The 26,352-nt window shown below is 73.0% G+C and carries 24 protein-coding genes, 1 pseudogene and 1 riboswitch; of the genes and pseudogenes, 18 read left to right on the top strand and 7 right to left on the bottom strand.

What is annotated here, in order from left to right:
- Positions 1-17: 17 nt before the first annotated feature.
- Genes CG740_RS21735 through CG740_RS21725 form a run of 3 tightly spaced genes read left to right on the top strand, consistent with a single transcriptional unit; the run spans position 18 to position 2,239 of the window.
- Positions 18-929 (top strand): phosphotransferase, encoded by a 912-nt coding sequence (locus tag CG740_RS21735; RefSeq protein WP_100576866.1) that lies wholly within the window; start codon positions 18-20, stop codon positions 927-929.
- Positions 930-1,625, top strand: coding sequence for a class I SAM-dependent methyltransferase (locus CG740_RS21730; RefSeq protein ID WP_100576865.1), 696 nt, complete (start codon positions 930-932; stop codon positions 1,623-1,625).
- A 32-nt stretch (positions 1,626-1,657) separates the two neighbouring features.
- Complete coding sequence (locus tag CG740_RS21725; protein ID WP_100576864.1) at positions 1,658-2,239, top strand: HAD domain-containing protein; 582 nt, start codon at positions 1,658-1,660, stop codon at positions 2,237-2,239.
- Positions 2,240-2,295: 56 nt separating this feature from the next.
- On the opposite strand, the pseudogene CG740_RS41085 reads toward CG740_RS21725, so the two are convergent.
- The 3 genes and pseudogenes from CG740_RS41085 to CG740_RS21710 form a co-directional block, all read right to left on the bottom strand.
- Positions 2,296-2,508: pseudogene (locus CG740_RS41085) on the bottom strand (relaxase/mobilization nuclease domain-containing protein); the annotation flags it as partial.
- A gap of 28 nt (positions 2,509-2,536) precedes the next feature.
- A complete protein-coding gene (locus CG740_RS21715) occupies positions 2,537-3,646 on the bottom strand; it encodes a HoxN/HupN/NixA family nickel/cobalt transporter (protein ID WP_100576863.1) in 1,110 nt (369 codons plus the stop codon).
- Between the two features lie 29 nt (positions 3,647-3,675).
- Positions 3,676-3,874: riboswitch (cobalamin riboswitch) on the bottom strand.
- A gap of 304 nt (positions 3,875-4,178) precedes the next feature.
- Positions 4,179-4,460 (bottom strand): hypothetical protein, encoded by a 282-nt coding sequence (locus tag CG740_RS21710; RefSeq protein WP_100576862.1) that lies wholly within the window; start codon positions 4,458-4,460, stop codon positions 4,179-4,181.
- A gap of 117 nt (positions 4,461-4,577) precedes the next feature.
- Here CG740_RS21710 and CG740_RS21705 point away from each other — a divergent pair, with 117 nt between their 5' ends.
- Positions 4,578-4,940 carry an ArsC/Spx/MgsR family protein gene (locus CG740_RS21705; protein WP_100576861.1) on the top strand — a complete coding sequence of 121 codons (363 nt, stop codon included), beginning with the start codon at positions 4,578-4,580 and terminating at the stop codon, positions 4,938-4,940.
- A 61-nt stretch (positions 4,941-5,001) separates the two neighbouring features.
- Here CG740_RS21705 and CG740_RS21700 read toward each other — a convergent pair whose 3' ends face one another.
- On the bottom strand, positions 5,002-5,919 hold the full coding sequence (locus tag CG740_RS21700; RefSeq protein ID WP_100576860.1) for a Gfo/Idh/MocA family protein: 918 nt from the start codon (positions 5,917-5,919) through the stop codon (positions 5,002-5,004).
- Positions 5,920-6,097: 178 nt separating this feature from the next.
- On the opposite strand from CG740_RS21700, the gene CG740_RS21695 reads away from it, so the two are divergent.
- From CG740_RS21695 to CG740_RS21660, 8 genes are all read left to right on the top strand, one after another.
- Positions 6,098-7,519 (top strand): hypothetical protein, encoded by a 1,422-nt coding sequence (locus CG740_RS21695; RefSeq protein WP_100576859.1) that lies wholly within the window; start codon positions 6,098-6,100, stop codon positions 7,517-7,519.
- A complete protein-coding gene (locus tag CG740_RS21690; RefSeq protein WP_100576858.1) occupies positions 7,516-8,610 on the top strand; it encodes an ARPP-2 domain-containing protein in 1,095 nt (364 codons plus the stop codon). Before CG740_RS21695 ends, CG740_RS21690 begins: the two co-directional genes overlap by 4 nt.
- A gap of 121 nt (positions 8,611-8,731) precedes the next feature.
- The gene (gene glnII / locus CG740_RS21685; protein WP_100576857.1) at positions 8,732-9,763 is read left to right on the top strand and encodes a glutamine synthetase; all 1,032 of its coding nucleotides are present in this window, start codon (positions 8,732-8,734) and stop codon (positions 9,761-9,763) included.
- A gap of 376 nt (positions 9,764-10,139) precedes the next feature.
- The gene (locus tag CG740_RS21680) at positions 10,140-10,727 is read left to right on the top strand and encodes a winged helix-turn-helix domain-containing protein (RefSeq protein ID WP_100576856.1); all 588 of its coding nucleotides are present in this window, start codon (positions 10,140-10,142) and stop codon (positions 10,725-10,727) included.
- A 206-nt stretch (positions 10,728-10,933) separates the two neighbouring features.
- Complete coding sequence (locus CG740_RS21675; RefSeq protein WP_100576855.1) at positions 10,934-12,199, top strand: sensor histidine kinase; 1,266 nt, start codon at positions 10,934-10,936, stop codon at positions 12,197-12,199.
- A complete protein-coding gene (locus CG740_RS21670) occupies positions 12,184-12,831 on the top strand; it encodes a LuxR C-terminal-related transcriptional regulator (protein ID WP_100576854.1) in 648 nt (215 codons plus the stop codon). Before CG740_RS21675 ends, CG740_RS21670 begins: the two co-directional genes overlap by 16 nt.
- A gap of 125 nt (positions 12,832-12,956) precedes the next feature.
- Complete coding sequence (locus CG740_RS21665) at positions 12,957-14,102, top strand: methyltransferase (RefSeq protein ID WP_100576853.1); 1,146 nt, start codon at positions 12,957-12,959, stop codon at positions 14,100-14,102.
- Positions 14,103-14,201: 99 nt separating this feature from the next.
- A complete protein-coding gene (locus tag CG740_RS21660; RefSeq protein WP_100576852.1) occupies positions 14,202-15,704 on the top strand; it encodes a DUF1996 domain-containing protein in 1,503 nt (500 codons plus the stop codon).
- A 51-nt stretch (positions 15,705-15,755) separates the two neighbouring features.
- Here CG740_RS21660 and CG740_RS21655 read toward each other — a convergent pair whose 3' ends face one another.
- Entirely contained in the window at positions 15,756-16,142 is a 387-nt protein-coding gene (locus CG740_RS21655) for a hypothetical protein (protein WP_234376421.1), read from the bottom strand.
- 99 nt (positions 16,143-16,241) lie between these two features.
- Here CG740_RS21655 and CG740_RS21650 point away from each other — a divergent pair, with 99 nt between their 5' ends.
- From CG740_RS21650 to CG740_RS21625, 6 genes are all read left to right on the top strand, one after another.
- Positions 16,242-16,844 (top strand): rhomboid-like protein, encoded by a 603-nt coding sequence (locus tag CG740_RS21650; RefSeq protein WP_100576851.1) that lies wholly within the window; start codon positions 16,242-16,244, stop codon positions 16,842-16,844.
- A 28-nt stretch (positions 16,845-16,872) separates the two neighbouring features.
- Positions 16,873-17,667 (top strand): tyrosine-protein phosphatase, encoded by a 795-nt coding sequence (locus tag CG740_RS21645; protein WP_100576850.1) that lies wholly within the window; start codon positions 16,873-16,875, stop codon positions 17,665-17,667.
- Positions 17,668-17,744: 77 nt separating this feature from the next.
- The gene (locus CG740_RS21640; RefSeq protein ID WP_376212022.1) at positions 17,745-19,688 is read left to right on the top strand and encodes a hypothetical protein; all 1,944 of its coding nucleotides are present in this window, start codon (positions 17,745-17,747) and stop codon (positions 19,686-19,688) included.
- An 86-nt stretch (positions 19,689-19,774) separates the two neighbouring features.
- Positions 19,775-20,662, top strand: coding sequence for a metal-dependent hydrolase (locus CG740_RS21635; RefSeq protein ID WP_100576849.1), 888 nt, complete (start codon positions 19,775-19,777; stop codon positions 20,660-20,662).
- 1 nt (position 20,663) lies between these two features.
- Positions 20,664-21,746, top strand: a complete 1,083-nt coding sequence (locus tag CG740_RS21630; RefSeq protein ID WP_100576848.1) for a PDR/VanB family oxidoreductase — start codon at positions 20,664-20,666, stop codon at positions 21,744-21,746.
- A gap of 35 nt (positions 21,747-21,781) precedes the next feature.
- Positions 21,782-22,495 carry a TetR/AcrR family transcriptional regulator gene (locus CG740_RS21625; RefSeq protein WP_100576847.1) on the top strand — a complete coding sequence of 238 codons (714 nt, stop codon included), beginning with the start codon at positions 21,782-21,784 and terminating at the stop codon, positions 22,493-22,495.
- A 48-nt stretch (positions 22,496-22,543) separates the two neighbouring features.
- On the opposite strand, the gene CG740_RS21620 is transcribed toward CG740_RS21625, so the two are convergent.
- Together CG740_RS21620 and CG740_RS21615 are read right to left on the bottom strand one after the other, a co-directional pair.
- Complete coding sequence (locus CG740_RS21620; protein ID WP_100576846.1) at positions 22,544-24,148, bottom strand: SpoIIE family protein phosphatase; 1,605 nt, start codon at positions 24,146-24,148, stop codon at positions 22,544-22,546.
- 120 nt (positions 24,149-24,268) lie between these two features.
- The gene (locus tag CG740_RS21615) at positions 24,269-26,284 is read right to left on the bottom strand and encodes an ATP-binding protein (RefSeq protein WP_324901141.1); all 2,016 of its coding nucleotides are present in this window, start codon (positions 26,282-26,284) and stop codon (positions 24,269-24,271) included.
- Positions 26,285-26,352 lie beyond the last annotated feature (68 nt).

The raw sequence follows: 26,352 nt of genomic DNA, 5'->3' as shown, positions 1-26,352 counted from the left end.
ACCCACGGAGCCCACTCATGGACGAGAAGCTGACCGCCGAACTCCTCACCCACCTGTGCGCGGTCAAGGGCCTGCCCCTGCCCGAGCGCGCCGAGGTGCGGGTCTGGTCGATGTCCGGCGTCGAGCGCGTCACCTTCCCCGACCGCACCACTGCCATCTTCAAGTACGCCAAGCAGCCGTTCGACAGCGAAGCCCAGGCCCTGCGCCTGGCTCATACCCTCGGCGTTCCTGTACCCGAGCTGCGTGCAACCGCGATTCTGGACGGCTGCCTCGGCATGCTCCTCGAAGATCTCGGCGACCCGGCTCGTGACGCCGACGACCTCGACGGTGTCGCCGCGGCCGTGGTCCTCCACGGCACCCGTACAGCGCCGGCCCTGCCTCTGCTCGATGAGGAACGTCTGATCGGCTTGCCCGCCCGTGCAGCCCAGCACCTCGACCAACTCCACCAGGCCGGCCGCTGGCCGGACACCGCCGACATCGCAGACGCCCTCGCCCAGATCACCAAGGCCGCCGGGCCACGCGCGGTCGGAACCACACTGGCTCCGTTCGGCTGGGTGCATTCCGAGTTCCATCCCACCAGCCTCCACACCGGGGATCACGGCTGGCGTCTGCTCGACTTCGCTCGCACCTTCACCGGCCCGGGCCTGCTCGACCTCGCCAGCTGGCACGGCACCCTCGAGACCCCCGACCCAGTACGGATGCGGGTCTTCCTCGACCAGTACGTCACCGCCGGCGGCACCCCCGACGCCCTCGCCGAGCGCGGCGGTCTGCCCGCTGAGCAGTGGGCGCTCGGGTGGCACCGCATGTGGGCGGTCGAGTGGTTCATGGAGCAGTCCATCCGCTGGATCAACGACCCGGCTACCGACCCGGCGTACATCACCGTCGTACGCCGCCACCTCACCGACGTCCTCCAACTCCTGGAGGTCTAGGTGCCTACCGCCCAAGCTTCTCCCTGGTACGTCCATGCCCTCCAGCGCACCGCGACCGGCCCTGCCGAGCCACTGGCCATACCGGCGCGGATGGAATGGACGACGAGACCAGGGCGCGGACCAGGTGCTGAGATCCTCGGCCCCGACTTCAGCGGCAAGCGGGTGCTGGAGCTCGGCTGCGGCCCTGGCCACAACGTCGCCCACCTAGCCACCCGGCACGGCGCCCGAGTCACCGGCGTGGACCTTGTAGGACTCCAGATCCGCCGAGCACGCTCGCACTATGGACGGCTGAGCAACCTCACCTTCGTCGCCGGGCACGCGCTGCACTACCTGCACGGCTGCGACGAGCAGTTCGATGCCATCTACTCCGTGTTCGGCGCCGTTGGCCTCGTAGCCCCCGAGCTACTGCTGCCTGCCATCGCTCAGCGCCTCAAGCCTGGTCGCACCCTCGCCTTTTCCACCCCGCACCCTCAGCGAGGGGGACGCCGCGCGACGACGGGCGACCGCCCCCGCCGGGACTACGTCGTACTGCCCGACCGCACCCGACTGCCTGTCGCCCGTTGGGACTTCAGCGCCGAGCAGTGGCAGCGGCACCTTGTCGACGCCGGTCTATGGCTCACCGCCGCCCACGAGTTCCACGATGCCCGGCTCGGCCGCTGGCCCACGACCTTGCTGATAACGGCCCGCAAGCTCTGACGCTGCCGACCGCCACACCCATGGAGGCACCCATGAACGTGCCCTATCTGCTGTTGGACCTCGACGGTGTCCTCATACCTTTCCCCCAGGGTGACGACAGCATCCCGGCCACGCACGTCCGCCACGAGGTCGTGCCGGACGGTCGGACTCCGGAGGATCCGGTCACCGTCTGGCTCAACCCGGCGCACGGGCCCATGCTCGCCAGCATGTTCCGGAGCGTTCCACTTGCCCCGGTCTGGTGCACGAGTTGGCGCCGGGACGCCCCCACGCTGATCGGCCCGCTCCTCGGTCTTCCGGCCCTCACGTACGTCGATCTCCCACGCCCCAAGATCACGACGTCCCATCCCAACGGCTACCTCTGGAAGCGTGACTATGTCGACGCGTGGCTCGGCGACGAACCCTCGGCCTGGATCGATGACGACTTCACCGCGCTCGATCACGAGTGGGCCGTGCAGCGCACCGCTGCGGGCTTCCCCACCCTCCTCGTGCAGCCGAACGCCCGTCTGGGTCTGCAACCTGAGCACCTCACTCAGGTCACAGCGTGGGCGAGAGGGTTGAGCGGAGGCATCGCATCGTCTTTGCCGGCGGTCTCGCCTGGGCGCGAAGCCCCATAGGCATGGCGCAGAACCTGCCGGTACCTCGCGGCTCGCAGGCACCGCTGCGCGTGCAACTACCGGAGCCGACGACGCTCCTCGCGCGTCGGGCTCGTCGCCGGAGCCGAAGGCTGGACGGTCGGAGGCGCCGCTGCCGCACCCAGGAAGATACTGGGCTGTCGCGCTGCCCGCGCTCGCTTGTTGGGTTGTGTGGTGATGCGCCAGTTGAGGACCTCGGCTGGACGTTCGGCTGTGTCGAGTTCCCGGCCGGCAGCCACTTCGGCGAGGAGGGCACCGCCACCCCTCACGCCCCACCCCTCACACCCCGCCCCCCGCCCACTTCTGCTCGACCTTCCCCAGCCGCCAGTACGCCAGTGCCGCCGCCCACACCACCACGAACAGGCCGACGATCACGAAGCCGACGTTGTCCATGTTCAGCTCGGCTATCCAGCCGCTGACCGGGTCGGTGAGGTCGAGCTTCTCGTGCAGGACGCCGACGAGTTCGATGGTGCCGATGAAGAAGGCCACCGCGATGGACAGGCCCGTGATGGTGAGGTTGTAGTAGACCTTGCGGACCGGGTTCGAGAACGCCCACTGGTAGGCGAAGTTCATGAACGTGCCGTCCAGCGTGTCGAACAGGCTCATCCCCGCCGCGAACAGCAGCGGCAGGCACAGGATGGCGTACCAGGGCAGTCCGGCGGCGGCGCCGGTGCCGGCCATCACCATCAGGGTGACCTCGGTCGCGGTGTCGAAGCCGAGGCCGAAGAGGAAGCCCAGCGGGAACATCTGGCCGGGCCGGGATATGGACTTGGTGAAGCGGCCCAGAACCCGGTTCATGAAGCCCCGCGAGTCCAGGTGCGCTTCCAGTTCCTTCTCGTCGTACGCACCCGACCGCATCGCGCGGAACACCTTCAGGATGCCGAACAGGGCGACCAGGTTGAGGGCCGCGATGAGGTAGAGGAAGGAGCCGGATGCGGTGGTTCCGACCACGCCGAGCACCTGGTGGGCGCGGGAGTCCTCGTTCATCAGGGTGCCCGCGAGCTGGGCGCCGCCCGCCACCAGGGCCGCCATGATCACGACCACGCTGGAGTGGCCGAGCGCGAACCAGAAGCCCACGGACACCGGCCGCTTGCCGTCGGCCATCAGCTTGCGGGTGGTGTTGTCGATGGCCGCGATGTGGTCGGCGTCGAAGGCGTGCCGCATGCCGAGGGTGTACGCCGTGATGCCGAGCCCGATGCCGTACGTCTTGGTGCCGACGGCGTAGTGCGCGGGGGCCACGAGCAGGAACAGGACGCCGAAGGCAACGATGTGCAGGAGGGCTATCACTGTCAGGAGGACGGCGGTTCGGACGGTGTCCTCGCGCCGCCAGTGGAAGGAGGGCACCGCACGGGTGCCCCTCTCGGGGGACGTGCGAACAGGCAGGGTCATGCGGGTCACGCTCCAGCACCTCGTGGATCACTTCGTGAGATGCCGCGGCCGGTCTCCTGGCTGACGGGTTGATGCCTTGGTCCCGGCCTTCCCGGTCAGGTGGGTCCTGGCCAGTGGCGCCGCGAGGGGACGGCGGCTCCCCGGAACCCGGGGAAACCCGATCACAGTGGCGAGGGCCGCTCCGGTTTCGCACCGGAATTCCCGAACACCACGGCCGGGCCACCCTAGATCATCGGCGGTCCGGCCCGTCATCGGCGGTCCGGCCCGTCATCGGTGTCCCGGACCCTCATCGGCGTCCTGGGACCGGGCCGTGCCCCCCCCCGGCTTCCGGACGGCGCGACCCGGCCCCTCGAAGGCACGACCCGATCCCTCAAGGCACCACCGGGTCCCTCAAGGCACGACCGGGCCCGCCAGTCACGCGGAGGCGTCCGCACACCCTTCGTGCGCCGGCGCCCGCCGTGGGATCAGCACGCGCCCTGGATCGGCGCCCGCAGGGGATGGGCGCGTGCCCTGGATCGGCGGCCGTCCTGGCTCAGCGGCCGTCGTGGAGCAGCGCGCGCACCATCCGGCAGGTCGTCTCCGACGGCTGGTGGACGCCGATGAGCGCGGCCACCGTGCGTATCGCGCGGTCGGACGCCTGCTCGGGCCGGTAGACACCCGTGTCGAGCAGGGCGATGGCCAGGCGCATGGCCTTCAGGCGGCGGTTGTGGGACTCGTACCAGACGCGCGGACGCCCGGCGGGCAGCGGGACCTTGTGAAGGGGCTGGAGGGACAGCTGTTTCGGGGCGTGCGAGGTGAGTGCGGCAGCGGTCATGGGCATCCTCCTGGGCGGTCGGGAACCCTCACTTACTCTCTCGATTTTACTGGGCACCACTGACAATCGCCCCTGGCCAGCCGGGCTTTGACGGTGCGACGCGGGTAGCCTGGCGGCATGGAGATCTGGATCAACCCGGCCTGTTCGAAGTGCCGCAGCGCGGTGGACCTGATGGACGCGGAGGGCGCCGACTACACGGTGCGCCGCTACCTCGAAGACGTGCCGTCGCCCGACGAGATCCGGGCGGTGCTCGACCGGCTCGGCCTGGAGCCGTGGGACATCACGCGCACGCAGGAGGCCGCCGCCAAGGAACTCGGCCTGAAGGACTGGCCGCGCGACGTGGCCACCCGCGAGCGCTGGGTGGCCGCGCTCGCCGAGCACCCCAAGCTGATCCAGCGCCCCCTCATCACGGCGGACGACGGCACGGCCGTGGTGGGCCGCACCGAAGCCGCCGTACGCGACGCCCTCGCGCGCAAGTAACCCTTCAGCGGGCGGCCCCTCCCCAGGCGGTTCCGCAGGCGGCTCCGCGTCGGGCCCTGCGTCAGGCCCGGCCCGTGGCTCGCCCCAGCTGGGTCTCGGCGGCCGCGAGGAGCTCGGTGACCCGCGCACCGAACCGGGCGTCGCAGGGGTGCGGCACCCCGGTGCGGGCCGCGTCCAGGAGCGCGTCGATCGCCGCGCCGAACGCGTCGAGCGCGCCGCCCCAGCCCGGCATCACCTCGGTGCCGGCCTCGCCGAGCAGCGACACCTCGACGCCCGCGGCGGCCGGGGGCGCGGTGAAACTCAGGTCTGCGGTGCTGGAGGCGCCCGAGGCGTGCCGCAGGATCAGGTGCGCGGTGTCGCCGGGGCCCGCCGCCGCGGTCAGGGCGGTCACCTCGCCGAGCACCCCGGCGAGCACGGCGAGGGCGTGCGGTCCGACGTCCCAGAGCGCGCCCTTCTCGCCCCGCCAGGGCGATGCGGCGTACGGGCTGCGCTCGGCACCCGGCGTGAACAGCGAGCCGTACCACCGCGCCCGACCGGTCAACCACCCGTCCGTCGCGGCCTGTTGGGCCACCCAGGACGCGGTCTCCTTCGCGAAGCGCAGCGTGAAGAACACGACGGAGGCGACCTGGGCACGCTCGGCCGCCCCGGCCAGTTCGCGGGCGGCGGCCACGTCCGTGGCGACCGGCTTGTCCAGGAGCAGATGGCAGCCCGCCGCCGCGGCCCGCACGGCGAGCGGCGCCTGCACGTCCGGCGGCAGCGCGAAGGCGACGGCGTCGCAGTCCGCGAACAGCGCGTCGGCGTCCTCGTACACCGCGACACCGTGTTCCGCCGCCAGCGCCCGCGCCGCCTCGGGCCGCCTCCCCCACACCCCGACGAAGTCGACGCCGGGATGGGCGGCCAGCGCGGGCGCGTGGGTGGCGACGGCCCACGGGCCGGTGCCGAGGAGTCCGATGCGGGGGGTGCGGGCGGTGTCGTTCATGGGACCAGTCTGCCCGGCGCCGAATTCCGGTGGCGGGGCGAGGGGGGTGGAATGTTACGTTTCCGGGGCCGGCCGCGGGACTCCGGCGCGACTTCCGGGACTTGCCTCTACCGCAAACATTTCGCTGTTCGCGCCCCCATTCCCCGGCCGGCCTCCACTTCACCCACGGGGGACCTCCATGGCTCAGGAGAGCTGCGCCGACCTCATCGCGGCGGAGGACGTGCTGCTCTTCGTCAACGCCGCCGTCACCGCGACCGGCCAGCGCGAGTTCCGCTCGGCCGCGGGCGAGCAGCGCCTCTCGCTCGCCTTCCTCCACGCGTACGTACGGGTCAACTACCGCCGGGTGTACGCCGCCGTGCTCGCCCTGGACATCAACGACCACAACGCCGCGCTCGTCATCCGGCACCTGCTGGCGAGCGCGGGTGAGGCGGACGCCGAGGAGAAGCGCGCCGAGGGACGGCTGATCGCGGCCCGGCTCGCGGTGATGGCGCCACAGCGCGTGTACCGGCTGCTGCGCGCACTGCGGGCGGCGAAGGTCAACAACCGGCGCACCCGGGCGATCTTCCGCGACTGGCTGGCCGCCCGACCGGACCCGGCGTTCGACGCGGTGAAATACCGCGGCGGCCTCAAGGCGGCCACGCGGCACGCCCATCTCCCGCCCGTGGAGGCCGAGTTGGGGGACTTCCTGTTCCGTCCCGGACGTCGCGCCCGGTACGCGCACCCGCTGCTCGACGCACACCGGCGGGCCCACTACGAGCAGGCCGCGGTCTTCGAGCTGCCGTTCACCGTCGCCGAGGGATTCGCGGCCCGGCACGGGATACCGCGCGCGGTGTTCCTGGAGCGGATCGCTCCGCGCACCACCCGTCTGGAGCGGCTGCGCACGCAGTCGCGGGCCGGGGCCGTACCGGCCGACCTGGCCACCATGCCGCTGACCCGGCTCGCCCTGTACGTCCTGTCGCTCGGCCTCGACGAACGGGCGCGGCGCCGGGGCGAACTGACCGGAGCGCTGCGCGCCGCCGCCCTGCGCGCCGCCGGGCCGCACGCAGGGACGTGGGGCCGGATCTCGGCGGTGCTCGACGACAGTTACTCCTCGTCCGGCTCCGGCCAGAAACGGCGCCGCCCGCTCGCGGTGGCGCTGGCCTGCCACTTCCTCCTGGAGGCGCTGGCCTCCGGCGGCGCCTACCGCGGCCGGTGGACCTCGGGCGGCGGCGACCCGCTGCTCGCCCGGCCGTTCGGCGCGACCCCGCTCGGCATGCGCGTCCTGGACGCGCTGGACGACCGCCCGGAGCGGCTGGTGATCGTCTCCGACGGCTGGGACAACGCGCCACCGGGGCTCGCGGGCGAGGTGCTGCGCGTGTGGCGCCGCCGGCTCGATCCGGAGCGTCGCACCCGCGTCGTCCATCTGAACCCCGTATACGACGCGGACGGCTTCGACGTGCGCCGCCTCGCCCCCTCGGTGCCCACGGCCGGCATCCGCGACGCGGAGGACCTGCCCGCCCTGGTGGAGATCGCCCAGTTCGCCGAAGGCCGCACGGGCCTCGCCGAGCTGTACTCGTATCTCGACCGCCGCACCGCCGACTTCACGGGAAGCAGCCGATGACCGCGCTCGACCTGACCGGCCTGGAGGCAGGCCCCGCCCAGGTGTGGGGCGGCATCCGGCTCGTCCCGCTGCTGCGGGCGGAACCGGTGGCGGGGCTGCGCCTGACGCGCGAGGCGTACGGCCACCCCGAGGGCGCCGAGGTGCGCCTGGCCGGCCGCGCCCGCTACACCTCGTACATCCCGCACGGCTTCGTGGCCGACTGGTCGGGCGAGGGCCCTGGTGCCGCGTACGGCACGACGCTGGGCGACGGGGTGCCGGACCGGATGCCGCTGCACCGGATGGCCAAGCGCCGGCCCGGCGACCGGCTGCGGTTCCTGCCGCTGCACCTGGCCCTGGAGGGCTATCTGGCCCTGCACTTCGGCGGCCCGTCCGTGGCATGGGAGGAGTGGTCCCGCACGGCGCTGCGCGACGGCCTCTCGCCCCGCGTCGAGAGCGCGTACCTCGGCGCCAACGTACCCCAACTCGCCGACGCCCTGCGGGTGTTCGAGATCCTTCCGGGCCAGTGCGGCGTGCTCGTGTACGCGGCGGACGCACTCGGCGCCGCCTTCGCGGTACCGCACCCCGACGACTACCGAGCCCTGCACGCCACCCTGCTCCAGGACCTGTTCGGCGAGCTGATCCACCAGTACGCGCTGTACGGGCGTCCCGTCACGGAGTTCACCGCCCGGCTCGACGACCGGCACATCCGCAGCCTCGGCGATCTGCGGGCGGCGGCGCGCGGCCAGGAGCGGGCCTGGCGCGAGGCCCACGACACGGTGCTGGCCGCGGAGCTCCACGCGACCCCGTACACCTTCAGCCGGGTGCACCGGATGGGCGGCTTCGCCCTGTGGCGCTTCCTGCCGCCGTTCCAGCGGGGCGGCGCGGGCCGGCACATCGGGGAGACCATCACCGACCACCAGGGCAGGGTCGCGTACCTGAAGACGTTCCGGCTCTCCGAGAACCAGGTGCGGCGCGGCCATCTGCTGCGGAACCTGGCCGCCCACGACTGGCACCTGGGACGATGCGCCGAAGCCCTCGGCGCCACACCGGAGGAACTGACGAGGCGGATCCGCCGTGCGGGCCTTTCGGGGCTCCTGCGGAACCCCAGGTAACACCGGGTTCACAAACGGGCAACGGGCGGGAAATTTCGGGGTGTGAGGCTGCGGGGCATACAGCAGCGCCGCAGCGTGGCAGCGCGCAGGCAACCCGCAGCTCCCACAGAGGATGGCTTCCGTGACGTACAAGGCCGAGTACATCTGGATCGACGGCACCGAGCCGACCGCCAAGCTCCGCTCGAAGACCAAGATCATGGCCGGTACCCCCGGGGCCGTCGCCGAGCTGCCCGTCTGGGGCTTCGACGGGTCCAGCACCAACCAGGCCGAGGGCCACGCGTCGGACCGCGTCCTGAAGCCGGTGTTCTCCTGCCCGGACCCGATCCGCGGCGGCGACGACGTCCTGGTCCTGTGCGAGGTCTTCGACATCGACGGGACGCCTCACGCCTCCAACACCCGCGCCCAACTGCGCCCGCTCGCCGAGCAGTTCGCGGCGCAGGAGCCGATCTTCGGCATCGAGCAGGAGTACACCTTCTTCGACGGCGACCGTCCGCTCGGCTTCCCCGTGGGCGGTTTCCCGGCCGCGCAGGGCGGCTACTACTGCGGCGTCGGCGCGGACGAGATCTTCGGCCGCGAGATCGTCGAGAAGCACCTGGACCACTGTCTCGCCGCGGGCCTGAGCATCTCCGGCATCAACGCCGAGGTCATGCCCGGCCAGTGGGAGTTCCAGGTCGGCCCGGTCGGCCCCCTGGAGGTCTCCGACCAGCTGTGGATCGCGCGCTGGCTGCTCTACCGCACCGCCGAGGACTTCAACGTGTCGGCCACCCTCGACCCGAAGCCGGTCAAGGGCGACTGGAACGGCGCGGGCGCGCACACCAACTTCTCCACCAGGGCGATGCGCGAGGGCTACGACGCGATCATCACCGCCTGCGAGGCGCTCGGCGAGGGCTCCAAGCCCATGGACCACGTCAAGAACTACGGCGCCGGCATCGACGACCGCCTCACCGGCCTGCACGAGACGGCGCCGTGGGACCAGTACAAGTACGGCGTCTCGGACCGCGGCGCCTCGGTCCGCATCCCGTGGCAGGTCGAGGTGGACCGGAAGGGCTACATCGAGGACCGCCGCCCGAACGCCAACGTCGACCCGTACGTGGTGACCCGCCTCATCGTCGACACCTGCTGCGCCGGGCTGGAGAAGGCCGGGCAGGTCTGAGCCGGGCCCCGGATCCCCGGGGAGCGTCCACCGCCGGTGCGGTGGGCGCTTCTCGCGCGTTCGGACCACCCGGCGCGGTGGCCGGTTGTGGTCACGCTGTGCCAAGGATCCGTATCAGTCTGTGGGAGGGGGCTGCTGCACCGGGCGGATCGTCTGGTTGAATGGGGACATGACCAGCATCCAGAGCGCCACGACAGGTCGCACCGACCTCGAACCGTTCTGGCCGTCCCGTCAGGACCACGACTTCGACCGGGTGTGTTGCCGCGCGACGAACGCGCCGGCCCTCTAACGCCTCGATCCACTCCAGGCCTTCGGCCCGCGCGCAACGACGTACGTCTCCCGCTGACGACTCCTCGCGCGAAAGAGCTGACCCCTCATGGCGAACACCCGTACCCTCCCGTCCTCCGACGCCCACGCCCCTCTCCCCCTGGGCCGGCACCGACTGCGAGCCGTGGACCGTGACGAGGTGGCCCGGCCGGCCGCCGGCCAGGTCGCCGACTTCCTTCCGCCGGGCGCCACTTGGCTGCCCGCCCCGCAGCACACGCTGCCCGCGCTGCCGGGCCGCCCGGCGATGGTCGGCTACCTGGTCCTCGTCCCCGCCGACCAGCAGCCCCCGCTGCTCGCCGCCGCACCCGAGCCCCTGACGCCGGTGCCGGTCGTCGAGCCCGCCACGACCACCGGCGACGCCCTCGTACGGATCGACACCGTGCGCCGCACCGCCGAGGTCGACGGGGCCCAACTCGACCTCACCTACCTGGAGTTCGAGCTGCTCGCCCATCTGGTGGCGCACCCGCACCGGGTGCACACCCGCGATCAGCTGGTCACCACGGTGTGGGGCTACGGCCACGTCGGCGACGGCCGGACCGTGGACGTCCATGTGGCCCGGCTGCGCCGCAAGCTGGGCACCCAGCACCGCGCCGCGATCCAGACCGTACGCCGGGTGGGCTACAAGTACGCGCCCTGACGGGCGGGTTGGAAAGGGCGGGGCGCCGGGGGGCGCCCCGCCCTTTCGCATGTGCCGCCTCCCCTCGCGCATCGAGGGGGCGAACTACGAGGTCAGGGGGTGTTGCCAGCAACACCCCCGGGCCGGGGGCGGGACCCAGTGACCGCGCGTGCGGTGCCCGGCGACACTGGAGGCCGGTCCATCGGCGGCAAGGAGACGGGGAAACGATGAATGCGACCAAGGCGCGCGAAGCGCTCCTGGCGGGGGTGCGGGGGCTCGCCCTGACGCTGGTGTCGATGACCGGCTCGATCCTGCTGTTCACCCTGACCGTCGTCGCGATCGCCCTCATACCCGTCGGCGTCGGCGTCCTCGCCGCCCCGCCGCTCATCGAGCGGGTGCGCGCCCACGCCGACTTCCGGCGGACGCTGGCGCTGCGCTGGAGCGGGGTGCCGATCCCGTCGGCGTACCGGCCGGTGCCCCGGCGCCCGGGGGCGGCCGGCTGGGGCGAGCGGCTGGTCACGCTGCTGCGCGACCCCGCGACCTGGCACGACCTGCGCTGGATGCTCGTGGACATGACGGCCGGGTCCCTCATCGCGATCGTGCCGCCCGCCCTGCTCGCGTACGTGGCGTACGGCTGGGTCATCGCGCTCGGCGTGTGGCGGCCGATCGCGGACGCGGGCGGCGACTGGTTCCTGTTCATCCACGTCACCAGCCGGCAGAGCGGCTACGCGGCGGCCGCGCTCGGCACCGCCCTGTTCGTGCTCGGCCTGTTCGTCAACCCGGCTCTGCTGCGCGGCCACTTCCAGCTCACCCGGGCGCTGCTCGCGCCCTCCCGGGAGGCCGAGCTGGCGCAGCGCGTCGACCGCCTCACCGAGACCCGGCACGACGCCGTGGACACCTCGGCGGCCGAACTGCGGCGCATCGAGCGGGACTTGCACGACGGGGCACAGGCCCGCCTGGTCGCCATGGGCATGAACCTGGGCACCATCGAGGCCCTCGTCGAGAAGGACCCGGCGCAGGCCAAGAAGCTCCTCGCGGCGGCCCGCGCGTCCTCCGCCGAGGCCCTGACCGAGCTGCGCGACCTGGTGCGCGGCATCCACCCGCCGGTCCTCGCCGAGCGTGGACTCGCGGACGCGGTACGGGCGTTGGCGCTGCGCCTGCCGGTGGCGACCGAGGTGTCGGTGGACCTGCCGGACCGGGCCCGGGCCGAGGCGCCGGTCGAGTCGGCGGCGTACTTCGCGGTCAGCGAGCTGCTCACCAACGCGGTCAAGCACGCGGCGGCGGACAGCGTCTGGGTCGACCTGTCGTACGAGGCGGGCGCGCTGCGGGTGTCCGTCGGCGACAACGGCAGGGGCGGTGCGAAGGCCGGGGCGGGCGGTGGCCTGAGCGGGGTCGAACGGCGGCTCGGTACATTCGACGGCGTCCTGGCCGTCAGCAGCCCGATGGGCGGCCCCACCCTGGTCACCCTGGAGATCCCTTGCGCGTTGTCCTAGCCGAAGACCTGTTCCTGCTCCGCGACGGCCTGGTCAGAATGCTGGAGGCGTTCGACTTCGAGATCCTGGCGGCCGTCGAGACCGGCCCCGAGCTGACCCGGGCCTTCGCCGAGCTGGAGCCGGACGTCGCGATCGTCGACGTCCGGCTTCCGCCGTCGCACACCGACGAGGGCCTCCAGTGCGCGCTCGCCGCCCGCCGCGCCCGGCCCGGCCTGCCGGTCCTGGTCCTGTCCCAGCACGTGGAGCAGCTGTACGCGCGCGAACTCCTCGCGGACGGCGACGGCGGGGTCGGCTACCTCCTCAAGGACCGGGTGTTCGACGCGGCGCAGTTCATCGACGCGGTACGCCGGGTCGCGGGCGGCGGCACCGCGATGGACCCCCAGGTGATCCAGCAGCTCCTCTCCCGCAAGGCGCGCGACGAGCCGCTCGGCGGGCTCACCCCGCGCGAGCTGGAAGTGATGGAGCTGATGGCGCAGGGCCGGTCCAACGCCGCGATAGCCGAGCGCCTGGTCGTGACCGAGCGGGCCATCGCCAAGCACACCTCCAACATCTTCGCGAAGCTGGGCCTGCCGGTCTCCGACGACGACAACCGCCGGGTCCTCGCGGTCCTCGCCTACCTCGACCGGAGCTGAGCCGGGGCGCTGCGGGCCCCGGCCGCCCGGGGCCCGGGCGGCCAGGGCCCGGCCGGATGCGGGCCCCGGCCGGCGCGGCGGGGCACGGCCGCCGTTTCGGGTTAGCCTGGCAAGCAATGAACCGCATGATCACGCCCTGGGGCGAGCACGACCTGACCCGATTCCCCGAAGACCCCCGCGACCCGCTGCGGGCCTGGGACGCCGCCGACGACTATCTGCTGCGGCACCTCGCCGAGATCGGCGACCTGGACTTCTCGGGGACCGTCGTCGTGACCGGCGACCGCTGGGGTGCGCTCACGACGGCGCTCGCCGAGCACCACCCCGTACAGATCAGCGACTCGTTCCTGGCCCAGGAGGCGACCCGGGCCAACCTGGCGCGGGCCGGCTCCGCGCCCGACGCGGTACGTCTCCTGTCGACCCGGGACGCGGTGCCCGAGCGCGTGGACGTGCTGCTCGTGCGGGTGCCCAAGAGCCTCGGGCTCCTGGAGGACCAGCTCCAGCGGATCGCGCCCTCGCTGCACGCGGGCACGGTCGTGGTCGGGGCCGGCATGGTCAAGGAGATCCACACCTCGACGCTGAACCTGTTCGAGCGGATCCTGGGCCCGACGAAGACCTCGCTGGCCGAGAAGAAGGCCCGGCTGATCTTCACCACCCCGGACCCGAAGCTCTCCAGGCCGCGCAACCCGTGGCCGCTGACGTACTCCCTTGAGCTGGGCATCGGTCCCGCCTCCGGCCTCGCGGTCACCAATCACGCCGGGGTGTTCTGCGCCGACCGCCTGGACATCGGCACCCGTTTCCTGCTCCAGCACCTGCCCGAGCGCACCGGCCCCGACCACGTGGTGGACCTGGGCTGCGGCAACGGCATCGTGGGCACGGCGGCGGCGCTCGCCAACCCCCGGGCGCGGATCACCTTCGCCGACGAGTCGCACCCGGCGATGGCCTCGGCCGAGGCCACCTTCCGGATGTGTGCCGGGCCCGCGCGCGAGGCCGAGTTCCGGCTCGGCGACGGCCTGGCGGACTTCCCGCCCGGCACCGCGGACCTCGTCCTCAACAACCCGCCGTTCCACACCCACCAGGCGACGACGGACCGCACCTCCTCGCGGATGTTCGCGGACGCCCGGACCGCGCTGCGCGAGGGCGGCGAGCTGTGGGTGGTCGGCAACCGCCACCTCGGCTACCACGAAAAGCTGCGCCGCATGTTCGGCACGTGCGAACTCATGGCCTCCGACCCGAAGTTCGTGGTGCTGCGCGCGGTGAAGCAGGCCCGCTGACCGAGCGGGGTTTTCCCAACTCCCGTGAATCTCCTGAGCCGTTGAACGCCCCACCGTTCCCATCCGTATGGAACTGCGCGCTTCAAGCGAAGGAGTTCCATGGGACGCATCGCACGCTCACCCCGAAAACGGCCGACCCTCCCCCGTCGGATGACGCTGGCCGCGGCCGCGCTCATCCTGGGCGGAGGCGGGCTCGCCGCGGTCAATTTCTACGCCTCCGCCAGTGAGGGCGGTGCGGGCGGCCACGGGTCGCCCGGGCAGGACATGGCGCAGCTGCGCACGTTGTCGACGATCGACTGTCCGGACGTAGGCAATTCCCTTTCCACCGTGCCCGATTCGGCGAAATCACGCGTCGACCGGCAGCTCGCCGATCTCGATACGCAGATCACCGACGCGTACAGCGAGTTCGCCGACAACAAGGACCGGATCGAACGCGACCCCGCCCTCGCGGACAGCATGGTGCTCGCCCCGCTGAAGGCGAAGCGGACCGATTCGATCGGGCGGATCGCGGACGCCACCGGACAGCCGGACCTCAACGGCCGGAACCTGGCCGCCTGTTCGATGCGGGCCGCCGACGAACCGGCCCCCGGCGACCGGGCCGGCGACCCGGGCAGCGGCCAGGGCGACGGCCAGTCGGGCCAGGCCGGTGGCCAGAACGCCGGCCAGGGCAGCGGCCAGGGTGACGGCCAGGCCCTCGCGGCCACGGCCGCCGCCTCCGGGCTCTCCCGCCGCGACTTCGTCGACATCCGCTCCGTACGGCCGAACGCCGCCGCCCCCGCCCCCCGGCGCGGCGCCTCCACCGGCAGCTTCACCAGCGACTGCGGCCGCAACCGGAACGGCAAGCGCAATCCCGACAACGTCATCGTGGCGCCGGGCGTGAGCAATGGCGCCCACCATATGCACGACTACGTCGGCAACCAGGCGACGGACGCCTTCTCCAGCGACGCCGATCTCGCCGGGGGCGGCACCAGTTGCCGCAACCAGGGCGACAAGTCCACTTACTACTGGCCCGTCGTACGCGTCCTCGACCGGGGCAATGACGTGGACGCGAAGGCCGACGGCGGCGGCAGGGACAAGAACCTGGGAAAGATCCAGACCCCGGTGCAGGCGACGATTCAATTCGTCGGCAGCCCGGTGAGCAAGGTGACCGCCATGCCCCGGTTCCTGCGGATCATCACCGGGGACGCCAAGGCGTTCACCAACGGCAACGCGAATGCCAACGCCTCTTGGAGCTGCACCGGATTCGAGAACCGCCAGCTCAAGGACGCCTATCCGCTCTGCCCCCAGGGCAGCAAAGTGGTCCGTACCTTTAAATTCCAGAGCTGCTGGGACGGGAAGAACACCGACAGCGCCAATCACCGCGCCCATGTCGCCTTCACCGACCGAAGGGGTGCCTGCCCGGCCGGATTCAAGGCGATTCCCCAATTGGTGCAGCGCATCGTCTACGACGTGCCCGCCAAGGCCGGCGCCTTCGCGGTGGACTCGTTCCCCGAGCAGCTCCACAAGCCGGTCACCGATCACGGTGACTTCATCGACGTCTTCAGCGATCAGCTGATGGGGAAGGCGGTGAACTGCATCAATTCGGGGCGCGCCTGCGCCTGACCCCCCGCGCCCTCGCGCGAGGAGGCATCTGCCGCTGCGCGGCCGACCCGGTCAGTGTCCGGAATGCATGGTCCCGGTCTCGACACTGCCACCGAGCCGGCCGTGCAGTGCCGTGACCACGGGCTGCTCGCCGACCGCCACCCACTTGCGGCCGACCAGGTAGACACCGCCGTAGTCCTTCGCCTCGTTGATCCACTCGCGCTGGCCCCGGTCGGTGGCGAAGGTGGCGAGCACATAACGGCCGTCCTTCGTCGTGCAGTTGGCCTGCCGCAGCTCGGCCGAGTCCGTCGAGACGACCGGTGTGCAGTCGGCCCGCGCGGCCAGCTGTTCCAGGGTGCCGCTCGCGGTGGGGGCCGGACGCGGGGACGAGGAGCCGCACCCGGTCACGACGGCGGCCGCCACCAGCACCCCGAGAACCACTCGCGCATCGTTTCGCATCACCCCATCGTGCCCCCAACTCCCGTACAAATAAAGCGACTTGGCGATAATCGCCGGGCCACCGAGCGGCCCTCTCGCGCCATGCCGGATCATGGACGCATGCGTGTACCCACCCTCGCTCCCGCCTACGTCGGCGGCGTCCAGCTCCTCGCGTACGCGAGCAGGCGCCTGCTCAGTGAACCGGCCCGCCAGGACCTGCTGCGCTCGTGCTCCACCAACGTCGACAACCTGGCCGCGGGCCGCCGCTCCACCCTCGTCACCAGCGCACTGCTCGTCGAGGAGCCCATGGAGCTGCCCTACGCGCTGCTCCTGCTCGCCGTCCTCGGCTACGCGGAGTACGCGCACGGGGCCTGGTGGACGGCCGGGGTGTTCCTGTTCGGGCACGCCGGCGCGACGCTCCTGGTGTACGGGGGCCTGCGCGCGGGCCGCCCCTCGCCCGCCACCCGCGCCGCCCTGGACGTGGGCACCAGCTACGGCTTCTACGCGGTCCTGGGCGCCCTGACCTCGGCCCTGCCGCGCGGCCCGCTGCGCGCAGCCACCCGCATCGCCCTGCTCGCACTCGCCGCGAAGCCCCTCCTGAACCGGGGGCGCGGCTTCACGGACGCGGGACACTTCGCGGCGCTGGGGCTCGGTCTCGGGGTGGCGGGAGCCATGGACCACCGTTCGGCGGCCGTGGACTACCGTTCGGTTATGAACCGGTAGATTTCACCCGCTCAGGAGCCGCCCACCCATGATCGCGATCCCCGCCACCACCGTCGCCAACCTCCGCGACCTCGGCTCCACCCCGCTGTCCGGCGGCCGTACGGTCCGCCCGGGCCTGGTCTTCCGGGCCGGTCAGCTCGACCGCATGGACCCGGCCGCCGACCCGGCGGTGGCCGGACTCGGGCTGCGTACGGTCCTGGACCTGCGCACCGACGCCGAGCGCGCCGACCACCCCGACCGGGTGCCGGACGGGACCCGGCTCCTGATCGCCGACGCGCTCGCCGACAAGATGGCGTCGGCCGGGGCGCCCGCCGCCGCCCAGCTCAAGCACATCCTGGCCGACCCGATCGTGGCGGAGGAGCACCTCGGCGGCGGCAAGGCGCAGGCCCTGTTCGCGGACACCTACCGCTCCCTCGTCTCCTCCGGTTCGGCCCGCGCCGCCTACCGCGTCCTGCTGACGGAACTCGCCGCCGAGGACGCGGGCCCGCTGCTCTTCCACTGCACGGCGGGCAAGGACCGCACCGGCTGGGGCGCGACGGTGATCCTCACGCTGCTCGGCGCCGACGAGGCGACCGTCGAGCGCGAGTACCTGTCGGTCAACCCGGCCGTGCGCCAGGCCTTCGCCCCGCTCATCGAGGGCTTCGTCGCGCAGGGCGGCGACCCGGAGATCGCGCTCGCCATCATCGGCGTGGTGCCCGAGTACCTGGCGGCAGCGCTCGACGAGGTCGACGCCACGTACGGCTCGATGGAGAAGTACGCCCGCGAGGGCCTCGGGGTGCCGGACGACGCGGTGGCCCGGCTGCGCGAACGGCTCATCGCGTGAGCGGCGCGCGGCGCCGTCAACTCGCCTGAGGGACCGGGCGGTTGGGTGCGGGGTGACCATCTCCACATTCGCTCGTTTTGCTGAACGTGGCCCCAGAGCAGGACATCCTCAACCCACCCGCCCCCACCGTCGGCATCGAGCAGGCCGAAGCCGCGCTGGTCGAGCACTATCCGCGACTGGTGCGGCTCGCCTACCTCGTGCTGCCGCCCTCCCTCGGGCGCAACCGCCGGGTGCTCACCGCGCACGCGATCGTGCAGCGCTCGCTGCCGCGCGGCCGCGGCGGCCCCGGCGACAACGCCGACGAGGGCCTGATCCCCGGGGCCCGGCGGCCCGGATCCGGCGTCGACCCGGGGTATGTGTACGTGCGGCGCCGGGTGGTGCGCCAGGCGCTCGAAGCGGGGCTCCCGCTGCGCCGCCGGGCGTGGCCCAAGCGCGCCCAGCTTCCGCCGCTGCTGCCCCAGGTCTGGGGCCTGCGCCTGTTCCCGCGCTCGGGCGGCGCCGATGAACTCGCCCTGGACCAGCGCCTTTCCGCGCTGTCCGGACCCGCGCGGGCGGCCTACGTGCTGCGCGGTCTTGAGCGGCTCGGCGACGACGCGGTGTGCGCGGAGCTGACCGCGGCGGGGGTCACCGAGGCGCGCCAGGCGCTCGTGGCGGCGGGCGGCCCGGAGTCCCGCGCGGAGCTGCTTGAGTCCGCCGAGTTCGACCCCTGCTCACTCCAGGCCCGGCCCACCGATCTGATGCGGCGGCGCCAGCACGGCCGGGCCGCGCTCGCCGCCGTCGCCGCCCTCGTGGTGTGCGGGGCGCTGATCGGGCTGCCGGGCGGCGGCTGGGGGCCCGACGGCGCGGCCGCGCCCTCCTACGCACAGAACCCGGCGGCCCAGGCCGCGCTCGACCCCGGCCATCTGCTGCGGGTCGAGCCCACGGCGTGGACGACCGCGACGCGCAGCGACTTCTCGGTCTGGCCGGCCCGGGGCAATCTGCTCGGGGACTCGGGCCTGCTGCGCCGCGCGCTCGCCGTGTGGGCACGTCCGGGTCCCTCGGTGCAGGTCTCGGCGACGCCCGGCACGCCGTCGGGTCCGCCGATGGGCGCGCCGCAACTCCTGTTCGCGGGCGATGTGGACCGGGCCAGGGTGGTGCTGCTCTACGACGGTCTGCGGGTCGCCCGCTATGCCGAGCCGCACGAGGGCACGGCCGGTGCCGCGCTCGACTTCGCGCGGGTGGACGCCGCCGACATCGCGTCCGCGGGCGCCCTCGTGGTGGGCCGCACCGACGGCAACGTGCGCTATCTGACAGCGCCCTGGGTGCGCGAGGCCTCCGTGCGCGATCTGCTGACGCCGGCCGCGGCGGCGCGGCCGCTGCACCGGGACACCTACGGGGTGACCGACCCGGTCGTGTCGCCCACCTCGGCCCGTCAGTGCACGTCCTGGGACGCGCTCGAATTCCACGACGACAGCGGAGTCCGGCTCGTCACCGACCTCGGTGAGCTGGCCCCGGCCCGGCTCACCTGGGGTCCGCCGTCGGATCCCCGCGATGTCGGGGACCGTGCCGCGCGCGAGGGCTGGGCGCGCACCGCGTGTCTGCTGCCGACCGTCCGCTCGCACGGGGTGCGCTCGGTCAACGACTGGCAGTTCGCGCAGCAGGCGCTGCCCGAGAACAACGGCACGGCCGACTGGATCTGCACCCGGGCCGAGACCTGGCGGGGCGCGGGCAGCCGGGTGTTCGCCCAGTTCCAGGCGCCCTCCGAGCGGCTCGCGCCGGGGGCGATCGCGGCCCGTGCCGAGAACTCCGCGTCCTGCGGGGCGCGTGAGGCGCGGGTGCTCGCCGGGGTGCTGTGGAAGTCGCGCGGGGGGAACTGGTTCGTGCTCGCGGCGGGCAGCCCGCAGGTGTCCTCGGTGACCCTGTCCGGCGGGATGTCCGGCACCGAGAAGGGCAACCTGCTGGCCGTGCGGGCCAAGGAGGGGGCGCGCGCCGAGCTCAACGGGCGGCTCGCGGACGGGAGTCCGATCAGCACCCTGCGCTGACGCCCGGCCCCCGGCCAGGATGCCGTCCCCGAACAATCCGGTGCGGACCCCTGTCGCTGCGGCGTACCCGTCAGTACATTGACGCCATGTCTAATACGCCGCAGCCCGCTCCGATCGCGGAGGAGCGCATCGAGCTCAAGGCCCGGAACGTCTCGTTCGCGTGGGAGAACACCCCGCTGCACTGGATACCCGGCGACCCGTTCACCGGCCACACCATCAATGTGCTGCATCTGCTGCTGCCGGCCGGTGAGCGCTGGTTCGTGCACGTGTACAAGCAGGTCCTGCCGTACATCACGGACGACCGGCTGCGCGAGGACGTCATCGGCTTCATCGGCCAGGAGGCGATGCACTCCGCCGCGCACGACGACGTACTCCCCCATCTGAAGAAGCTCGGCCTCGACCCCACGCCGTACACCGCGCAGGTGGACTGGCTGTTCGAGAAGCTGCTCGGGGACCGTACGCTGCCGCCGGGCCGGGCGAGCCGCTGGTGGCTGATGGAACGGGTCGCCACCATCGCGGCGATCGAGCACTACACCGCCTTCCTCGGCAACTGGATCCTCAACGCCGAGACCCTGGACCGGCGCGGGGCCGACCCGACCATGCTGGACCTGCTGCGCTGGCACGGCGCCGAGGAGGTGGAGCACCGCTCGGTGGCCTTCGAGCTGTTCATGCACGTCGACGGCGGCTACCGCCGGCGGGTGCGCACCTGGGCGACCGCGTTCACCGCGCTCGCCTTCCTGTGGCAGCGCGGGGCCCGCTTCTTCATGGACAACGACCCGTCCCCGGAGGTCGGCCGGGCGAGCCTCGGCGCGTTCTACCGCGCGGGCCGCACGGGGATGCTGCCCTCGACGCCGTCCATGCTCAAGTCGATCCCGCGCTATCTGAGCCGTACCTACCACCCCTCGCAGGAGGGCAGCACGGCCCAGGCCGTGGCCTATCTCGCCTCCTCGCCCGGCGCCAACGGAGGCCACTGAGATGCGCCGTGCCACCACCGTCGCCCTGGCCGCCGGCGCCGCGCTGCTCGCCCGGCGGGCGCTGCGCCGGCGCATCGGGGCCTCCCCGCTGTGGCCGCTGCCCGCCCTGGAGGAACCCGTCTCGGGGCACGGCGCCCGGCGTTCCACCGTGCTGCGGAGGCTGACCGTCACCGAGCGCGCCGAGCCGGCCGAAGGCGTCGTGCGCCTGCGCCTCGAAGCCCCCGACGGGGCCGAGTTGCCCGCGTGGGAGCCGGGCGCGCATCTCGATCTGGTGCTGCCCTCCGGCCTCGTACGGCAGTACTCGCTCTGCGGCGACCCGGCCGACCGCACCGCGTACACGGTCGCCACCCGGCTCATCGGGGCCGGCCGGGGCGGTTCGCGCGAGGTGCACGAGCAGCTCCGGGAGGCGGTGGAGCTTTCGGTGCGCGGACCGCGCAACCGCTTCCCGCTGGTGCCGAGCGCGTCGTACGCGTTCATCGCGGGCGGCATCGGGATCACACCCATTCTGCCCATGCTCCGGGCAGTTGAGGCCTCGGGCGCCTCCTGGCGGCTGCTGTACGGCGGGCGTTCACGGGCCACCATGCCGTTCCTCGACGAGATCGAGCGGCTCGGCGGGGCCGGAGGGCCCGGCGGGAAGGTCACCGTCGTCGCGGAGGACGAGTCGGGGATGGCGGACCTCGGGGCGTTCCTCGCCGCATCGCCCACGGACGCGGCCGTGTACTGCTGCGGGCCCGAGCCGCTGATGGACGCGGTCGGCGCCGCGCTCGGCCCCGGCCGCACCCCGCACCTGGAGCGCTTCGCGCCCGGCGCGGCCACGGCGGGCTCCGGGTTCGAGGTCGAGCTGCGCCGCTCGGGGCGGACGCTGGCCGTTCCGGCGGACCGTTCGCTGCTCTCGGTGCTGCGCGCGGAGGTGCCCGGCGTCTCCTACTCCTGCGAGCAGGGCTTCTGCGGAACGTGCCAACAGCGCGTCCTGGAAGGGGAGATAGACCACCGTGACGAACTCCTCACGGACGCGGAACGCGACGGCTCGATGCTGATCTGTGTATCGAGGTGTCTCGGAAAGAGGCTGGTGCTCGACCTCTAGGGGGTGATCGTCCACCCCCTAGGTAGTCTGTTCGCATGACGACCGGGGTACGGCGACGGATGGGCGTCGACGAGCGCAGGCAGCAGCTGATCGGGGTCGCCCTCGAACTGTTCAGCCACCGTTCGCCCGACGATGTGTCCATCGACGAGATAGCGGCGGCCGCGGGGATCTCACGGCCGCTGGTGTACCACTACTTCCCCGGCAAGCAGAGCCTGTACGAGGCCGCGCTGCGCCGGGCCGCGGACGAGTTGGCGGGGCGTTTCCTGGAGCCGCACGAGGGCCCGTTGGGGGCCCGGCTGCTGCGGGTCATGGGCCGCTTCTTCGACTTCGTCGACGAGCACGGGCCCGGCTTCTCGGCGCTGATGCGGGGCGGCCCGGCGGCCGGCTCGTCCACCGCCAACGCCATGATCGACGAGGTGCGCAACGCCGCCTACCTCCAGATCCTCTCCCACCTAGACGTCCAACAGCCGCCCGCGCGGCTGGAGTTGGTCGTCCGGTCGTGGGTCTCGCTCGCCGAGTCGACGGCCCTGCTCTGGCTGGACGGGCGGCGGATTCCGCGCGGCGAGCTGGAGTTGCAGCTGGTGCACGACTTCGCCGCGCTCGCCGCGGTGAGCGCGGCCCACGACGAGGAGATGGCGGCGATCATGCTGCGGATGCTCGCGGACGAGCCGGCCGACGGTCCGTTCGGCGAGCTGGTGGACCGCCTGGCCGCCCTGCTCCCCCTGGTGCCCGCGCCGCGCGTGGGCTGAGCAAGGCCCGGGCGACCCGGCGGCCCGGGGCTCCCGGCCGTCCCGCGGTCACATCGACACGGCGGCGCTCCGGTCGTCCGCGCCCAGGCGCAGGGCGAGCAGGGCCACGTCGTCCTCCGGGTCGTCGCCGAACCGTTCGAGCAGCGCGTCGCAGAGCGCCTCGGTGGCGGAGGGGGCCTCGGCCGCCGCGCGCCTGAGGTGCTCCAGGGACACCTCCAGATCGGTGCCACGGCGCTCGATGAGCCCGTCGGTCACCATCAACAGGCCGTCGGAAGGCCCCAGTTGGATTCGCGTCGAGGGCGGATGGCGCAGGCCGAGGCCGAGCAGCGGCCCCCGGGTCTCGATGTACGAGGCCCCGCCGCCGCCCGGGAGGAGCAGCGGCGGCAGATGCCCGGCGTTGGCGATGCGGGCCGCGCCGGTCGCCGGGTCGATCAGGGCCAGGCAGAGCGTCGCGGTGGCCTCGGGGTGGTACAGCTGGAGCATCCGGTCCAGGAGGCGGACCAAGGCCGCCGGTTCGTGCTGGTCGGTCGCGTACGCCCGTAAGGCGTGGCGGAGTTCGACCATGACGGTGGCCGCGTCCAGGGAGTGCCCGACCACATCGCCGACGCCGACGAGGAGGCCGGCCGGGGTGCTGAGCGCGGTGTAGAAGTCGCCGCCGATCTCGGCGCGGCTGGAGGCCGGGACATAGCGCAGGGCGATGTCGGCGCCGGGGAGCCGGGGTGCGCGCTGCGGCAGGAAGCTGTGTTGCAGGGTGAGCGCGATGTGCCGCTCCTCCGCGTGCGTGCGCAGCGACTCGGCGGCGACGGCCAGGGACTGGGCGAGCCGCGAGAGCAGCGCCTCGGTCTCCTGCCCGTACGGCAGCCGGGCGGGGACGGCCAGGCACACCGGCGGCTGGTCGGCGTGGCTGCGGGCGAGCACGAGGCGGGCCCCTTCCGGGCCGAAGAGCTGCGGCGGCCACAGCGGGACCGGGGCCAGGACGGAGCGCACCCCGCCGCGGCCGGCCATGGCGCGGCGCAGCAGCACGGCGAGCGCCGGGGTCTCGGCGGCCTGATCGGGGCGGGCCGCGCCGCCCGCGTGGAGGAAGGCGTCGGCGCCGAACACGAAGCCGGTGACGGGACCGGAGGTGAGCAGCATGGCCGCGGCCGCGGCCGAGTCCGCGAGTTCCTGCGGGCAGCGCGCCTCGTACAGGGTGGCGGTGGCCTCCGCGAGGCGGCTGAGCCGGCCGGCCCGGGCCGCGTACTCGTGGCGCAGCCGGGCGCCGCGCAGCGCGGCCCGGACGACGGCCTGGATCTCCTCGGGCTCGACCGGCACGGTGAGGTAGGCCTCGGCGCCCGCGTCCAGGCCCCGGCTGCGGTCGTGCGGGGTGATGGCGGCGGCCGAGAAGTGCACGACGGGCATGGGCGCGATGCCCGGGTGGGCCTTGAGGCGGCGGCACAGCTCGAAGCCGTCCATGTCGGGCAGGCCCACGTCGACGACGGCGGCGTCGGGCAGGGCGCCCGCGCGCAGCCGGGCGTCGAGTTCGATGAGCGCGGCCGAGGCGCTGGCCAGCGGGACGACCCGGTGTCCGGCCCGGCTCAGGACGGCGCCCATCGCACAGCGGTTGGCATCCACGTCGTCGACCACCAGGACGGTCGTGTCCCAGGACCTGAACATCCGCCAACTCACCGCCCTTCGGCTCGGGAAGCCCGTCAAGAGGGAAGTGACCCCCCGCTGTTGACCCGTCGCCCACCGTAGCGCCGCCGGACCGTCCGAAACGGGTACATCCCGGTTTCGTCAACTGCCGTTCACGAAACCACCCTTGAGGGCCAGCGCGAGCCCCTCGTCCAGGCCGGCGGCCACGCCCCGGCCGAAGGCCGAGTCGTACGCGCCGTCGCCGAGCGCCGCACGCGCCCGGCGCTCGCACCGCTCGCGCACGGCGGTCAGCTCGGGCGCGCCCATCTGGGCCTTGCCGACCGTGCGCCAGCACTCCTGGCCGACTCCGAGGAGCAGCGCGCCGTCCTCGCCGTCCCCCTGGAAGGCGACCGCGCAGGCCAGCAGGTCGAGGCCGATGGCGATGCCGAAGCTGTCGTGCAGCAGCCGCTTGCCGCTCAGCATGGCCCGCGCGTGCGCGGCGGCCTCGGCCGGCCGGCCGAGCGCGAGCGCGCTGACGGCCAGCATGTAGTCGGCGTACGCCCGCATCCAGCGTTCGCCGAGCGCCGCGCACGCGTCGCGCAGCAGGACCGCCTCGGCGGACGCCTCGTGGTGGCGGCCCCGGTTGTTCAGGGCGTAGATCCGGGCGAGCGCGCACAGGGCGCGGCCCGGGGTGAAGCCGGTGTCCTGGGCGAGCGCCGGGTCGAGGATGTCGAGCGCCCCTTGGGGATCGCCCGGCATGAGGACGCTGCCGCCGTAGAGATAGGCCGCGCGCAGCCGCTGCTCGGGGTCGGTGGCGGCCCGCGCGCACTCCTCGCCGAGCCGGTGCGCGATGACGAAGTCGCCCTGGAGGAAGGCGCACATGCCGAGCGCCCACACGGCCGCGGCCCGGTAGGGGCCGGGGCCCGGGCAGCCGTCCAGGGCGCGCTGGAGGTAGCCGCGGCCCTCGCGCAGCCGGCCGCAGCAGAACCAGACGAACCAGAGCGAGCCCGCCATGTCCAGAGCGGCCTGCGGGTCGGTGGCCAGGAGGTGTTCGAGGGCGGTGCGCAGATCGGCGTGCTCGGCCTCCAGCCTTGTGTACCAGTCGAGTTGACCCGGGCCGAGCCAGGCGGCGTCGGCCTCGTGGGCGATGCGGCGGAAGCGCTGGGCGTGCCGGTCGGCCACCTCGGGGCCCTCCCCGAGTTCGTCGAGCCAGCGCAGCCCGTACTCGCGGATGGTGTCCAGCATGCGGTGGCCGAGCCGCCCGGAGGGGGCGAGCCGGGTGCGTACCACCGACTTGTCGACGAGGCCCGCCAGGACCTGTTCCACCGCACAGGCGGGCAGCGGGCCGCCCGCGCCGATGTCCTGCGCGGCGGCCAGGTCGAAGTCGCCCGCGAACACCGAGAGGCGGGCCCAGAGCAGCCGCTCCAGGGGTTCGCACAGCTCGTGGCTCCAGCCGATCGCGGTGCGCATCGTCTGGTGCCGGGGCAGGGCCGCGACGCGGGTGTCGGCGAGCACCTCGAAGCGGGAGCCGAGCCGGCTGGCGAGCTGCTCCACCGACCACAACTTGAGCCGGGCGCCCGCGAGTTCGAGGGCCAGCGGGATGCCGTCGAGCCGCCGGCAGACATCGGCGGCGGCCGCCGCCCGGCCGGGGTCGTCGAAGTCGAGGTGGGGCACGGCCTCGGTGGCGCGCTCCTTGAACAGGGTGAGCGCCTCGTGGGCGACGGGCAGCGGCTCCAGGGGGAAGACGTGTTCCTGCGGTCGCCCCAGGGGCTGCCGGCTCGTGGCGAGGACCGTGAGGCCCGGCGAGGTCTGGAGCAGTTCGCCGATCAGATGGCCGCAGGCGCTGATCAGGTGTTCACACGTGTCGAGCACCAGGAGCAGCCGCTTGTCGGAGAGCCAGGCGCAGAGTGCCTCGCAGGCGGTGCGCAGGCTCTGGTCGGTGACGTCGAAGGCGTCGGCGACGGTGGCCGCGAGTAGGTTCCGGTCCCGCAGCGGGGACAGCTCCACCCACCAGACGCCGTCGGGGCAGCGGTCCTGGAACTGCCGGGCGGCGCGCAGCGCGAGCCGGGACTTTCCGACGCCTCCGGGCCCGGTGACCGTGACGAGCCGATGCCGTTCGAGGAGCTCGTCCAGGGCGGTCAGTTCGACGGACCGGCCGATGAAGCTCGTGCTCTCCACAGGAAGATTCCCCACCACGGGCACAGTCTGGACCACGGCGTGGTCCGTGACGGAACCCGGGGCGGGGA

It is taken from the genome of Streptomyces sp. CB01201 (genome assembly GCF_002803085.1).
In the GTDB taxonomy this organism is placed as follows: Bacteria; Actinomycetota; Actinomycetes; order Streptomycetales; family Streptomycetaceae; genus Streptomyces; species Streptomyces hundungensis.
Note: the sequence above shows the minus strand (reverse complement) of the source record. Positions and strands in the feature narration are given on the sequence as shown.